Source organism: Idiomarina solivarensis, assembly GCF_033052755.1.
GTDB lineage: Bacteria > Pseudomonadota > Gammaproteobacteria > Enterobacterales > Alteromonadaceae > Idiomarina.
The window spans coordinates 307,551-320,897 of record NZ_JAVFHZ010000002.1 but is presented as its reverse complement, the minus strand read 5'-3'; the positions used below and the strand labels follow the sequence as shown (position 1 = coordinate 320,897).

The window sequence follows — 13,347 nt, the reverse complement described above, 5'->3', positions numbered from 1 at the left end:
CACCTTAATTAAACCAGTATGGCTCACGTTTCAGTGAGGCTTTACGTGAATATTCCAGTGCTTTTAGTAAGGATTCACGCTGAACTTTCTGCCAATCCATTAGCTTTTCGTCAATTTCATCATCACTCTCACGGATCCGTTCGTGCAAAATATGCAAAGCCGTAATTTCTCGTATTCCTCTAGCCAGATCCTGCCATGGAAGACGGAAACTTTCGCGTAAATCCGCATCAAATAGATGCCCAAAACACGTGCCCATGAGCAGGCTGTTCTGTAACGGTGTCAGTAATTTCAGATAGCCCTCTTCATTCAGCCGCTCATGCTCAGAGAAAGCCGTCTGTACTAACTGCCAATCACTCTTCAACAATTGACTACTCCAGGGGAGCACTGGCTGTTCTAACTCCTCAGTCATCTCCTCTCTTAACAGGAGTTCAGACAACTCCAACACGGTTTTTTGATAACTCGCCGAGTGAACCAGCTCCGTAACCTCATTCAGTCTGATAACGTCTTCCTGACTATCAACCAGAGATTCATACAGCTTACTATAGCGTTTCAGAGCGCGGTGATAAGCGCCATCTTCTGCCGTTAGCTCGTCGAGTCCCTCAAAGCGCTTTAGCCACTGTAGCCGATCCGTTATTTGTGAAAGATTCGACAGTAATCTCCGTTCACCGACACCATTTTCAATTAGCTGTTCCAGCACAACCCTGACCATTTGAATGCCATCAGACATCCCCTGAACAGCCCGTACACTCGGCTGAAAATCCAGGCAGGCTTCGTTATGTTGCCAATGCCGAAGTCCGGACTCCAGCGAGCGATAAAGTGCCTGCCCCACGTTAAAGTCTGGTTGCAGGGGAACATAATGCATCTGCGTAAACGGCTCCAGTAGGCTCTTACCTGCCAGCATATAACCTCTTGCCGCTTTACTCAGAGAGCCTACACGGGCACCGGCCTTTTTCACCAACTCAAAAGCCAGGCGGTAGGCTTCTTTTAAAGAGCCGCCTTGCATCTCCAATTCAATTTCCGCTATTGACTCTCGACTTTCGCCTGACTCGATATAACCTTGGTCAAAAACCATTTCGATAATGCCTTCGCCACTGGGAAGCTTCCAGCGAGTGCGAGTGAAGTCGGTCACAAACAAAATGTCTAAATCGCGCTGGATATCATAAACAGGAAAATCTTCAGGCCAGATTTCATTGTCAAATAGAGTCAAGTCCGGTTTGTCACTATCAATTTCAATATTGTACTCAGGCCTTTGGTGCATGCCGCCCATGACCCGACCAGCCAATTTTACTGTTTGCTCTTTATGATCTTTATTGGTGCGTATCCGTAATCCAATATCGAACTGACGTAAACGTAAATCGGACGTATCAAAGTACGCATTTTTGAGTTCAAATTGCTCTTTCCCAGGCTTTGCCTGGTTCGCATTGGCCAATAACTGGCAAACTTCGAGCGCTTTTTCTCGTTGTTCTGGAGCGATAAGTAATTTGAGCTCAACTTCTTGTGACATAAATCGATTCCGATGCGTTTAATAAGTTAGATTAAAGGTACTGGCTTGGCGGCTAACGGTCAACAAACACGGGCATTTAGTTCACTTGACACTACGGGTGAAAAGTTGCACCGTGAGATCAGACCATAAAGGGTTTTTACCGGCGTAAAAATAAGCTTATACTTGCGCCGATTCCCAACATTGGGGAAGCACGCCGAGCTTCGGCCTGGCTACACAGGAGATGCTATGTTCAAAGCGAGTGAGGTGCTATCCAAACAGCATCAGGCTGAGGATTTAAAGTCCTTACAGCAGGCTATTACTGACAACTATATTGTTGATGAAGACCAATATATGCGTGAGTTATTGCCGCTGGTTCCTGCCGATGATGACACGGTTAGCGCAGTTACCGAGCGCGCAGCTAAATTAGTTGAGCAGGTCAGGGAACAAGCAGACAACGGCGTCGTTGACTCGTTTCTGCAAGAGTACAGCCTCGATACCAAAGAAGGTATCATTTTAATGTGTCTTGCCGAGGCACTGTTACGTATACCCGATAGCTATACAGCGGACGCATTAATACAGGACAAACTTTCCGGTGGTGACTGGCAGAAACATATGGGCCAAAGCGCATCCTGGTTAGTCAATTCGGGTACGTGGGGACTGGCCCTGACAAACAGTGTGACCAACCCAACCGGAAAGGCCATGGAAACCCCGCGAGGTGCTTTTCGCCGCTTAATCCGCAAACTCGGAAAACCGGTTATCCGCAAAGCCACTTATACTGCAATGCAGATAATGGGTAAGCAGTTTGTTTTAGGGCGTTCCATTGAGGAAGCTCTGAAAGAAAGTCGTGACAATCGTGATAAAGGTTACACTCACGCTTACGACATGCTGGGCGAAGCTGCACTGACAATGGAAGATGCAGAGTACTACAAACAGCAATACGTTAATTCAATCAAAACCATTACCAAAGAAGAGTTCAACAACCCAGACGCACCGCGCCCTACTATTTCAATTAAATTGTCGGCGCTGCATCCGCGTTATGAAGCATCCAATCATGAACGGGTACTGACTGAACTGGCGACAACGCTGACAGATCTTGTCAAACTGGCAAAAGAAGCCGATGTCGGCGTGACAATAGACGCTGAAGAAGCTGACCGACATGAATTGTCGTTGGAGCTATTTGAAAAAGTGTATCGCAGCGGAGTCTGTAAAGGCTGGCCACGTTTCGGCTTGGTTGTGCAGGCTTATTCCAAGCGTGCTTTGCCCACACTTTGTTGGATAACGGCGTTGGCAAAGGAATGCGGGGACGAGATCCCATTGCGACTTGTAAAAGGCGCTTACTGGGATAACGAAATTAAGTGGACTCAAGAAAATGGTTTGCTTGGTTATCCGGTATTTACCCGCAAGTCACATAGCGATATTTCTTACCTGGCTTGCGCGCATTATTTACTGAGCAATGATACCGACGGTGCAATCTATCCTCAATTTGCGACCCACAATGCACAAACCTTCATGGCCATTCAACAAATGAATGAAAGCTATCAGCGGCGCATTGAGTATCAACGTTTGCACGGTATGGGTGATAGTCTTTACGACACCATCATGGAGCAGAATCCCGGCATGGTTGTGCGTATATACGCCCCGGTAGGCCCGCACAAAGATTTGCTGCCGTATTTGGTACGCCGGTTATTAGAAAACGGTGCTAATTCCTCGTTTGTCCATAAATTATTGGATCCGGATACAGAGGTCAACGAACTCGTTAAGCACCCAATGAAAACCGCGTCAGGGTACGAGAAGTACGCCAACAGCAAAATTCCTCTTCCCCCGCAAATGTTAGGGGATCGCACAAATTCGTTAGGATTGAATATGAATATTCACTCACAAGCAGATGATTTTATTGCAGCGGTGCAACAGTACCGTGACAAACAATGGCAAGGCGGTCCCATCGTTGATGGAAAAACCGTTGAAACTGACCATCACGTTAGTATTAGCAGCCCACAGGAAACCGCAAAACAAGCTGGCCGCATTTACTGGGGCGACAAAAAGTTGGCCGAACAGGCACTGAAGAGTGCAAATGCCGCCTATAAAGCATGGCGTGACGTTCCGACTGAAGAACGCGCTCAGTGCTTAGAAAAATTTGCCGATCTCATGGAAGCCAACCGCAATGACCTGATTGCTCTGTGCTCAGTAGAAGCGGGTAAAGGTTTACAAGATGGTATTGACGAAGTTCGCGAAGCAGTCGATTTTTGTCGCTACTACGCTAAGCAGGCTCGCGAGCTCATGGGTCAGCCCATCAAGTTGCCGGGTCCTACCGGTGAAGAAAACGAGCTGCTTGTTGAAGGTCGTGGTACGTTCATCTGTATCAGTCCATGGAACTTCCCATTAGCCATCTTCGTTGGTCAGGTTGCTGCTGCTTTGGTTACCGGTAACTCGGTCATTGCAAAACCGGCAGAACAAACAGGCCTAATTGCTTACCGTGCGGTACAATTAGCTTTAGAAGCCGGCATTCCCGGTAATGTATTACACTTTATGCCGGGCAGCGGTGCTGAAGTGGGTAGTTACCTCACCAGCCAGGAAGACATCGGTGGCGTGTGCTTTACCGGTTCAACCTATACGGCTCAAGCCATTAACCGCGCATTAGCTGCACGCACCGGCCCAATCGTGCCTCTGGTTGCTGAAACCGGTGGACAGAACGCCATGATGGTTGACTCTACCGCTTTGCCGGAACAAGTGGTCACCGATGTGGTTGCCAGTGCGTTCCAAAGTGCCGGACAACGTTGCTCTGCGCTTCGAGTGCTGTTTGTGCAGGATGACGTCGCTGATCGCATTATCGACCTGCTTCGTGGCGCTATGGAAGAACTGCAGGTTGGCGACCCGTTATTACACGAAACTGACGTAGGTCCGGTTATCGACGGAATCGCAAAAACCAACCTGGAACAGCATATTTCCGATATCCAGCAAGCTGGCCGTTTAATTGCTCGAGCACCCATGCCGGATTACACCATGGGCGGTAATTTCGTTGCTCCAACAGCAATTGAAATTGACAGTATCAGTCAGTTGGTAAAGGAGAACTTTGGTCCAATTCTTCATGTTATTCGTTATAAAACCAGTGAAATTGATGACGTCATCGACAGCATCAACAATACCGGCTTTGGCCTGACATTCGGTATTCACAGCCGTAATGAGACCTTTGCCTATGACGTTGCAAGCCGTATTGATGTTGGTAACGTCTATATCAACCGTGACCAAATAGGTGCAATTGTCGGTGTTCAACCCTTTGGTGGACGCGGCATGTCAGGTACCGGCCCCAAAGCAGGTGGACCTCACTACCTTACCCGCTTTATTACCGAGAAAACGCGCAGTGATAACATCACCGCCGTTGGTGGTAACGCCACGCTGTTGTCTTTAGACGACTAGAAGGCCTCAGAAAGCAAAAAGCCAGCGATGACCTCGCTGGCTTTTTTTATTCCTGTTCATTTCTCAATGGAATATCGTAGTCATCTAATTGATGTTTGAGGCGGTTATTAAAAACCACAATAATTTCGTGTCGGCGTCCTTTATCATCAACAAAGTTCAGCCCGGCTAAATCTTCTTCGTATTGACTTAACTCCGGCGGACTCTCTAACTGATGGGTTCTTGGGGGTAGTATAAGTCGTTTTTCAGTCAACTCATGGTCTCGGTAAAATGCAGCCGGTTGGAGCGGTCTAAACTTCACCACTATCGCCATAACCACAGCCATAGTCGTCAGTGCGCCTATAATGATGATCCAAAGAGGCACGGCATCACCAATATAAATTGCCATCCATATCGCTAAAAAAAAGCCGCCCCAGGCTTGGGGGCGACGACTGTCACGATAAAACGTCAGTACATTATCTTTTGTTTTTTTGTTTTTAGAATTCATCATCACTATGTAAGTAAAGGCTCTCACTACCATCTTTTATCGCTAATGCCAGACTGTGAATCCGTGGCAGAATACGCGCAAAATAGAAACGAGCCGTTTTTGCTTTAGTTGCAAGGTATGGTTTATCGTTTACCAGCGGTTCGGCAGTAATTGCCATTTTCAGCCACAAGTAAGCGTAAGAAACATAACCCACCAGATGCAGATACTCAACCGCAACGCTGTTAATCAGGTTCTGATCACCAGCGGCCTTTTGCAATACTTCTTCGCTAACACCATTGAGTATGTTCAGCGCTTGTTGTAACTGTTCGCGTTGAGTTATCCAGTTGCCACTGGCTGCGATTGTGTTTAAAAAGGACTGTATCTCATCACTAAACGGCGTTAACAAATGACCTTGTGAACCAAATACCTTGCGGCCAAGAAGATCCAGTGCCTGAATACCATTGGTGCCCTCGTAGATTTGGGCGATACGGGTATCACGAACCAATTGTTCCTGACCCCACTCCCGAACATAACCATGACCACCGAAAACCTGCTGTCCATGGATGGTTGATTCTAACCCGGTGTCCGTCAGAAATGCTTTGGCAACCGGTGTCAGTAACGCCACCATAGCTTCTGCTTTTTCTCTTACTTCATCGCTTTGTGCATACTTCGCCCGATCAAGCTGCTGCCCAACCCAGGTTGAAAAGGCGCGACCACCTTCAGTCAGCGATTTCATGGTCAATAGCATACGCCGTACGTCGCCATGCACTAAAATAGAATCCGCTTCAGCCTGGTCGTTTCGAGTTTCTTTTGCGCCACGACCCTGAATGCGATCTTTGGCATATTCCAACGCATTTTGATACGAACGCTCGGCTGCGCCCAGCCCCTGAATACCAACCCCTAAACGCTCATAGTTCATCATAGTGAACATGGCGGGCAGACCACGATGCGGCTCGCCTACCAGCCAGCCTTTTGCACCATCAAAATTCATAACACAGGTAGCCGAAGCATGAATTCCCATTTTGTGTTCGATGGCTCCACAACTGACCATATTGCGCTCGGTCAGATTACCTTGTTCATCCGATAAAAACTTCGGCACCACAAACAAGGAGATGCCTTTTGTCCCGGCTGGAGCATCCGGCAACTTGGCCAGGACCAAATGAACGATATTGTCGGCTAAGTCGTGCTCACCACCCGTAATAAATATCTTGGTACCGCTAATGGCAAAGCTGCCGTCTTCTGCCGGCATCGCTTTACTGCGGATAATACCTAAATCGGTTCCCGCATGAGACTCGGTCAAACACATGGTGCCGGTCCACTCACCCGATACCATGCGCGGCAAATAATGGCGTTTTAATTCCTCACTGCCGTGTGAATTAATCGCCATAATCGCACCGGATGTTAACCCCGGATACAGTGAAAACGCGATATCCGCACTGCACAGCATTTCTTCGTATTGTGCGGAAAGTGACTTAGGCAGACCCATGCCACCAAAGTCAGGGTTCGCCGTGACACCAACCCACCCCCCTTCGGCCAGCTGACGGAAATTTTCTTTGTAACCTTTTGGTGTCGTGACGACACCCTCTTCAAACTTCACCCCTTCCTCATCCGCTTCGCGCGCGTTAGGAGCAACCAGGTTTTCGGCTACCTTTGCACCTTCATCAAGGATTGCACCGGCAGTTTCAACGTCCATCATGTCCGCCAATTCAGGAACCTGCTGCCAGTCTTCGGCAACGCGGAATACATCATGCAGGACAAAATCCATATCGTCACGGGGGGCTCTGTAGTCAGCCATATCATTACCTCTTATAGGGGTTACAAAACATTTAAACCAACAATTTAAACGCCTGTTTGAACTTTATCGCATAAGAGTATGAATCCCTTTGCGGGATGTCAATATTTTCTACGGTTGCCAGTTTTCCAGAGCGGCCTGTGAAAACGCCTGCGAATCCATAATGAACACCACGCGTTGTGGATCAATTCTCAGTATTGTTAATGGTCCCAACGCATTCCCTTCGTACAAACGGCGCCCATTGAGCTCTATCCAACGTTCAGATGCGCTGGAACGATACATATGACTGTCGTAACTAAAGGCAGGCACTTGCTGTTGAAAGGTTTTAGATAACTCACTTAAGGGCGGTATCACACTGCTATCGAGCTCGCTTCCCTCTCCTTTTGTATCGCTGACCGCCGCTTCAAAGCGCTGCAGTAAATCTGGCGATACTTTGGATAAATCAAGTGCTTCTCGCTCTGTTTTAGTTTCCGCTGGCCGATTTATTGGGTTGCCGTTAGACCGCTCAGACGGGTTGCTTTTCTGCGTTAGCTGCTCAGTTTTTTCTGGTTCTGGTTCAGGTTTAGCTAACCAGCTAACGGGCTCAACACTGGCCGTTTCTCCCCAGCTAAAATGAGTTGCTGCCCGCACTTCCTCCGTGGGCTGATCTTTGTCACTCCACCAAGCAGCAGCAGAGCCCAACACAGCCCCCAAAATAAGTACCGCAGGCCAGAGCAGCCATTCCCAACTAAAGCGGCCTTTCTCACTTGCCATTAAGGAAGCATCCAGCGCTGATGTTTGCTTTAGTAGCGGCGACTGCTGTTGTTTTAGTGCTTTTAATAAAGATGACATCAATTAACCCTCTTTACTCAGCCTGGGCCCAAAATCCGAGGCCCGCGACGCCAACCAGGCCATGGTTGCTTTATCAAGCTCTCCAGTCACACGCAGACCCTGGTTCTTCTGCAATGCCTTAAACTGCTCTGCGGAAGATTTCCTGTGCCACTGTTGCTCTAAATGTCTTTCAAGCTGTTCACGAACCCATTGTTGATGCGCATCAGCGTTTTCCGTGAACGGTTGCTGGTACAAAATCAAAAACGCCCCACTCCATCCGTTCGTATCAATAGCGGTACCATCCGTCACAAGCTCCGCTGTCTTATCGCGTTTATACAATAGCGCTGGATAATTAATACGCCGCAGCTGCTGCAAACTTTGGTTCAGTTCAAGACACGCAAGGTCATAGTGCTTCACCCACTGACAGAATGCTTCCTCTGCAGGGGGCTCCGGCAAACCCCATACACTGGCAAGTGATTTAGCGGCTTGGTATTGCCCAACCGAAGCCGTTTTAGGGAAATCTTCAGTGTTTTTAACTAGGCTATAACTACCGATCGCACTGGCTATTAATAACAAGACGGCAGCAGACCATCGCCAAAGAGCTGAGCGTGGCTTTCTGGCAATTGAGCCTGTCGTTCCGTTCAACTCAATATGCGCTTGCTGTATATGTCTTGGCAGAACCTCAGCACTCGATTCAGTATAAGCCGCCAGTAACGCCCGGTCGCAATACAGGTTCAACAAACGCGGGATGCCCTGAGTCAGCTGGTGCGCCTTGCGCCCTGCGGCGGCGCTAAATAACGGTCGATTCGCTCCTGCCACTTGAAGCCGATAGGCGATATAGCGCTGTGTGTCTTGCTCGGTCAAAGGCAAAATGTGGTAGCGTGCGGTAATACGTTGCGCTAACTGGCGCAGCTCCTGCCGACGCAATAAGTCCTGAAGTTCCGGCTGGCCAATGAGAATGACCCGAAGCAGTTTGCGGTCATGTGTTTCTAAATTCGTCAGTAATCTTAGCTGCTCCAGCACTTGTGCCCGCAAATGTTGAGCTTCGTCGATGAGTACTACGCACTGGCGCGATTCATTATTGGCTTTTAGAAAAAACTGACTGAGCTTATCCGTCAACGTTTTCCGGGTTGCTGAGCGCTTCTGATAACGGATTCCGAACTCATCACACAGGCTTGCCAGCAGTTCATCCTCATTCAGCATAGGATTAAGTATAAACGCCGTTTCCGTGGATTCCGGCAACTGCTCCAGTAGAGCTCTGGATACGGTCGTTTTACCCGTGCCGACTTCTCCAGTTAATAAAATGAAACCACCACTGCCCTGCAACCCTTGGGTCAGGTGCGCTAACGCTTCCTGGTGGCGTTCACTCAGGTAGAGGTAGTTTGGGTCAGGGGCAATGGAAAAAGGCTCTGCCTGAAGACCAAAATAGTTTTGATACATATCGGTCCGCTATCTTGTGCTGATGTTATTATTTGTTCAACAGTGTAACGACTTGCTTGCACATCGACCAGTGATTCGACATGATCAGGTGAAACAAAGTAGAGGTGAGCAGTGGACGTATACTTAGTTGGCGGCGCGGTGCGCGATAAACTTCTGAAATTACCGGTACACGAACATGACTGGGTGGTGGTTGGTGCTCGTGCGGAAGACTTATTGGCTCAGGGGTTTCAGCAAGTCGGTAAAGACTTTCCGGTGTTTTTACATCCGGATACACACGACGAGTATGCCCTGGCCCGCACCGAACGAAAGTCAGGAAAAGGACATACAAACTTTGAAGTTTATGCTTCACCCGAGGTAACTCTGGAGGATGACTTAGCCCGACGCGATCTCACCATAAATGCCATAGCACAAAGTGAAAGCGGCGAAATAATAGACCCCTACCGCGGTGTGCAGGATATTGAAGCCCGCAAACTTCGCCACGTTTCCATGGCCTTTACAGAAGATCCGCTACGCGTCCTTCGAGTGGCTCGTTTTGCCGCACGCTTTGCCCATTTAGGATTTACCGTCGCTGACGAAACCTTTCAGCTGTTGAAAACAATGTCAGACAGCAAAGAACTCTCTCATTTGGTTCCCGAGCGAGTTTGGCGAGAGTGGCAAAAAGCCTTATCTAGCAAAACACCGGCAATATTTTTAAGTTTATTAAAAGAACTTGGTGCGCTTTCTCAAGTGCTGCCCGGGATCTCGGCCAGCGGAGATCAATTGCAGCGACTGCAAAGAGTCTCAAACGACTCCTGTTCCACACAACTGCGCTTTGCGTCTTTATTTATAAACCAACCAACGCCCGAAAACCTGAAGCAGTTTTGCCAACGGCTGGCTATTCCAAACCAATACCGCGACTGCGCAGTCTTGGCAAGGAATGCCGAAGATTTTATTACCCAATCCAAACTTCCGGAAAGAACAGCTCTTTCAGCACTATTAAAACGCATTGATTACTGGCGCCGACCGGAAAAGCTGGAGCAGTTACTGCATTTGAGGGAAGCCGAATTTAGTGAGTCGAAGTACAAAGAAAGCATCTTTGGCCAGCACGAAAAGCTTAGATTAGCAGCAGGAAAGGCAGCGACACTTTCAGCTCAGACTATTCAGCCAAAAGGGCTTTCCGGTAAAGCGCTTGGTGACGCTTTGCGGGAACAGCGAGAGCAAATACTCGCCAAAGCATTGAGTTAATTATCCAGCCAACTGGTGTCTTTAATCGGTTCCAACTGTTGTGGGGAGCGTTTATGAGTTTCCTGATATTGCTCCCAGAGCGCTTGATAACTAACACCCAGTAACGGATGCAGGCGACTTCCTGCTATTTCGGATAGCGGCCAGAGAACAAAAGCGTTTTCGAGTATTTCCGCGCGTGGTAACTGCGGTTGTTCGTCTCGTATCAAGTTGTCATACAACAAGACATCGATATCTAAAGTTCTGGGACTGAATTTAGCACTCCCCGGCACACGCCCGTTTTGCTGCTCAATTCGTTTGCATTCAGCTAACACCTCAGTAACCGTCTGTTTTGTTTCAACCTCCACAACCAGATTGTAAAAATCACTACCGGAAAAACCCACAGAGGCACTGCGAAAGACTCGCGAACGCTGCCGCCAACAAAAGCATTTTGCTATTGCTTCTGCCCCTGACCGAATGTGTTTTTCACGATCCGTGTTAGAGCCTATTCCGAGGAAAACTCTGGCCACAACCCCTTCCTTTTATCCAAACGGACTGTCAAAGACACTGCGACGAACGGAGACTGCAACGGTATTTGCATTTGGCACTGCACCCGGTTTAGCCACCCGAACCTCGACATTTTGTACACCGAACTCATTGAGAATTAAAGTGGCCACGCCTTCAGCGACTGTTTCAATTAATTGTCGTGGCTTTTCAGTAATCCAGCCCGTAACCCTTTCGCTGACCAGAGCGTAATCCAGCGCGTCCTCCAGCTCGTCGGTGGTCGCTGCACGTTGATTGTCCCAACTCATTTGAATATCCAGCACTAACGACTGTTTTTTTTCTTTTTCCCAGTCGTAGACACCGATAATAGTGTCGACTGTTAAGCCCTCAATACTAACGACATCAATATCTGCTTGTTCCATTTGTGTTAACCCGTGGTAATTGCCCAAAAAACCGCTTATTCTAAGGGCATTGACTTTTAATCGCAGTCTACCTTAACCAACGAGGGATTCGTACCCCATGACAGCGCTTACTTTACTGATGATACTTTCAGCCTACCTGCTGGGCTCTATCAGTAGTGCTGTGGTTATCTGTCGACTCTGGGGCTTACCCGACCCCCGCAAAGAAGGCTCAGGTAACCCGGGCACCACCAATGTCTACCGGGTTGGCGGAAAAATCCCAGCACTATTAACCCTGTGGTTTGATGTTTTAAAAGGCATGGTGCCGGTCTGGGGGTCTTATTTTTTAGGCATAGAGCCGTTTTTTCTGGGGTTAATTGCCGTTGCAGCCTGTTTAGGTCACATTTTTCCACTGTACTTTCATTTCCGTGGTGGCAAGGCTGTTGCAACAGCCTTAGGTGCTATGTTCCCGGTTGCCTGGGAAATGGCTTTACTGCTTATCGCGACCTGGCTTGTGGTCTTCCGCATTAGTCGCGTGTCATCTCTGGCGGCTCTGGTAACGGTGTGCCTGGCTCCTTTCTACGCGTACTGGATAAAACCGCAATACACCGTCCCAGTTATCATGATTTCCCTGCTGATACTGTGGCGTCATCAGGCTAATATTTTGCGGTTATCCTCTGGCGAAGAAAAAGCCTTTAAACGCCGTCGCTAGCTAGTTTTTGCATTGGCTTCAAGTCCATCATCGGCCATCGCGGGTGCGTTTTGACCGCTAAAGACTCACGTTCTCCGGCCTCCAAACGTAAGGCACCCGCCAGCGCTATCATCGCTCCGTTGTCGGTACAAAACTCTGTCCGCGGATAAAAAACCTGACCGTTCTGTTTTTTCAACAACGCTTCCAGCCTTTCACGTAAATGCTTATTCGCGCTGACACCACCGGCAACAACCAGGCGCTTATAACCGGTTTCTTTTAACGCTCGACGGCACTTAATGACCAGTGTATCAACCACCGCGTCTTCAAAAGCCCGGGCGATGTCGGCTAAGGTTTGCTCATCATTGTCGTTTGCCTTCAATGTGTTGGCCGCAAACGTCTTAAGTCCGCTGAACGAAAAATTCAGGCCCGGTCTGTCTGTCATAGGTCTGGGAAAGGTGAAACGATCGCTGTTCCCCTGCTCGGCTAACGCCGCCAGCCGAGGTCCTCCAGGATAGTCCAACCCCATCAGTTTAGCCGTTTTATCAAAGGCTTCGCCAGCAGCATCGTCGACCGACTCGCCCAGTAAATGGTATTCACCGATGCCTTTCACTTGTACCAGTTGGGTATGCCCCCCGGACACCAGTAGCGCCACAAAAGGAAATTCCGGTTGGTTTTCTTCCAGCATGGGAGCCAGTAAATGACCTTCCATATGGTGTACACCCACCGCAGGCAAGTTCCAGCCAAATGCCAGGCTGCGACCAATACAAGCCCCAACTAGCAAGGCACCAACGAGTCCTGGCCCCTTCGTATAAGCAATACCATCCAGCTGTTGATGCGAGATGCCCGCCTGTTTGAGTGCAGCTTTTATCAGTGGCAAAGTTTTCCGCACATGATCGCGGGAGGCCAGCTCAGGTACCACGCCGCCATAATCAGCGTGTAATTTAACTTGTGAATACAATTGGTGGGCCAGTAGCCCTTTTTCAGTGTCGTACACCGCAATACCTGTTTCATCACAAGACGTTTCAATCCCCAATACCCGCATAGTGCTAACCAATTCCGCTCTTTATCGATAATAGTGGCTATTTTACCTGATTTTTGTTCGCGTGACTCGCCTTGCAGCCAAAGTTATGTCACTTTGTGGGAACATAAAAA

At 48.7% G+C, this 13,347-nt stretch carries 11 protein-coding genes; 3 read left to right on the top strand and 8 right to left on the bottom strand.

Annotated features, from left to right (window positions below):
- Nucleotides 1-4 precede the first annotated feature (4 nt).
- Complete coding sequence (locus RBK99_RS05510; protein ID WP_317503642.1) at nucleotides 5-1,504, bottom strand: CYTH domain-containing protein; 1,500 nt, start codon at nucleotides 1,502-1,504, stop codon at nucleotides 5-7.
- Nucleotides 1,505-1,729: 225 nt separating this feature from the next.
- Between RBK99_RS05510 and putA the strand changes: the two genes are divergently transcribed.
- Nucleotides 1,730-4,897, top strand: coding sequence for a bifunctional proline dehydrogenase/L-glutamate gamma-semialdehyde dehydrogenase PutA (gene putA, locus RBK99_RS05505; protein WP_317503641.1), 3,168 nt, complete (start codon nucleotides 1,730-1,732; stop codon nucleotides 4,895-4,897).
- Nucleotides 4,898-4,943: 46 nt separating this feature from the next.
- Here putA and RBK99_RS05500 read toward each other — a convergent pair whose 3' ends face one another.
- The 4 genes from RBK99_RS05500 to RBK99_RS05485 form a co-directional block, all read right to left on the bottom strand.
- Nucleotides 4,944-5,384 (bottom strand): hypothetical protein, encoded by a 441-nt coding sequence (locus tag RBK99_RS05500; RefSeq protein ID WP_317503640.1) that lies wholly within the window; start codon nucleotides 5,382-5,384, stop codon nucleotides 4,944-4,946.
- The gene (locus RBK99_RS05495; protein WP_317503639.1) at nucleotides 5,371-7,155 is read right to left on the bottom strand and encodes an acyl-CoA dehydrogenase C-terminal domain-containing protein; all 1,785 of its coding nucleotides are present in this window, start codon (nucleotides 7,153-7,155) and stop codon (nucleotides 5,371-5,373) included. Before RBK99_RS05495 ends, RBK99_RS05500 begins: the two co-directional genes overlap by 14 nt.
- Nucleotides 7,156-7,263: 108 nt before the next feature.
- Nucleotides 7,264-7,983 carry a general secretion pathway protein GspB gene (locus RBK99_RS05490; protein WP_317503638.1) on the bottom strand — a complete coding sequence of 240 codons (720 nt, stop codon included), beginning with the start codon at nucleotides 7,981-7,983 and terminating at the stop codon, nucleotides 7,264-7,266.
- Between the two features lie 3 nt (nucleotides 7,984-7,986).
- Nucleotides 7,987-9,402 carry an ExeA family protein gene (locus RBK99_RS05485; RefSeq protein WP_317503637.1) on the bottom strand — a complete coding sequence of 472 codons (1,416 nt, stop codon included), beginning with the start codon at nucleotides 9,400-9,402 and terminating at the stop codon, nucleotides 7,987-7,989.
- 111 nt (nucleotides 9,403-9,513) lie between these two features.
- Between RBK99_RS05485 and RBK99_RS05480 the strand changes: the two genes are divergently transcribed.
- Nucleotides 9,514-10,626 (top strand): tRNA nucleotidyltransferase/poly(A) polymerase-related protein, encoded by a 1,113-nt coding sequence (locus RBK99_RS05480; protein WP_317503636.1) that lies wholly within the window; start codon nucleotides 9,514-9,516, stop codon nucleotides 10,624-10,626.
- Here RBK99_RS05480 and folK read toward each other — a convergent pair.
- The gene (gene folK / locus RBK99_RS05475) at nucleotides 10,623-11,132 is read right to left on the bottom strand and encodes a 2-amino-4-hydroxy-6-hydroxymethyldihydropteridine diphosphokinase (RefSeq protein WP_317503635.1); all 510 of its coding nucleotides are present in this window, start codon (nucleotides 11,130-11,132) and stop codon (nucleotides 10,623-10,625) included. The two genes, RBK99_RS05480 and folK, sit on opposite strands and share 4 nt — an antisense overlap.
- 12 nt (nucleotides 11,133-11,144) lie before the next feature.
- Nucleotides 11,145-11,528, bottom strand: a complete 384-nt coding sequence (gene folB / locus RBK99_RS05470) for a dihydroneopterin aldolase (protein WP_317503634.1) — start codon at nucleotides 11,526-11,528, stop codon at nucleotides 11,145-11,147.
- 97 nt (nucleotides 11,529-11,625) lie between these two features.
- Here folB and plsY point away from each other — a divergent pair, with 97 nt between their 5' ends.
- Nucleotides 11,626-12,216: a glycerol-3-phosphate 1-O-acyltransferase PlsY gene (gene plsY / locus RBK99_RS05465; protein ID WP_317503633.1), complete on the top strand. Its 591-nt coding sequence runs from the start codon at nucleotides 11,626-11,628 to the stop codon at nucleotides 12,214-12,216.
- Here the strand turns inward: plsY and tsaD are convergent.
- The gene (tsaD, locus tag RBK99_RS05460; RefSeq protein WP_317503704.1) at nucleotides 12,200-13,237 is read right to left on the bottom strand and encodes a tRNA (adenosine(37)-N6)-threonylcarbamoyltransferase complex transferase subunit TsaD; all 1,038 of its coding nucleotides are present in this window, start codon (nucleotides 13,235-13,237) and stop codon (nucleotides 12,200-12,202) included. The genes plsY and tsaD overlap by 17 nt on opposite strands.
- Between the last annotated feature and the right edge of the window lie 110 nt (nucleotides 13,238-13,347).

Bases quoted from the DNA above. Each gene is read 5' to 3' on its own strand.
- RBK99_RS05510 (WP_317503642.1), bottom strand. From the start codon at position 1,504: ATGTCACAAGAAGTTGAGCTCAAATTACTTATCGCTCCAGAACAACGA.
- putA (WP_317503641.1), top strand. From the start codon at position 1,730: ATGTTCAAAGCGAGTGAGGTGCTATCCAAACAGCATCAGGCTGAGGAT.
- RBK99_RS05500 (WP_317503640.1), bottom strand. From the start codon at position 5,384: ATGATGAATTCTAAAAACAAAAAAACAAAAGATAATGTACTGACGTTT.
- RBK99_RS05495 (WP_317503639.1), bottom strand. From the start codon at position 7,155: ATGGCTGACTACAGAGCCCCCCGTGACGATATGGATTTTGTCCTGCAT.
- RBK99_RS05490 (WP_317503638.1), bottom strand. From the start codon at position 7,983: ATGTCATCTTTATTAAAAGCACTAAAACAACAGCAGTCGCCGCTACTA.
- RBK99_RS05485 (WP_317503637.1), bottom strand. From the start codon at position 9,402: ATGTATCAAAACTATTTTGGTCTTCAGGCAGAGCCTTTTTCCATTGCC.
- folB (WP_317503634.1), bottom strand. From the start codon at position 11,528: ATGGAACAAGCAGATATTGATGTCGTTAGTATTGAGGGCTTAACAGTC.
- plsY (WP_317503633.1), top strand. From the start codon at position 11,626: ATGACAGCGCTTACTTTACTGATGATACTTTCAGCCTACCTGCTGGGC.
- tsaD (WP_317503704.1), bottom strand. From the start codon at position 13,237: ATGCGGGTATTGGGGATTGAAACGTCTTGTGATGAAACAGGTATTGCG.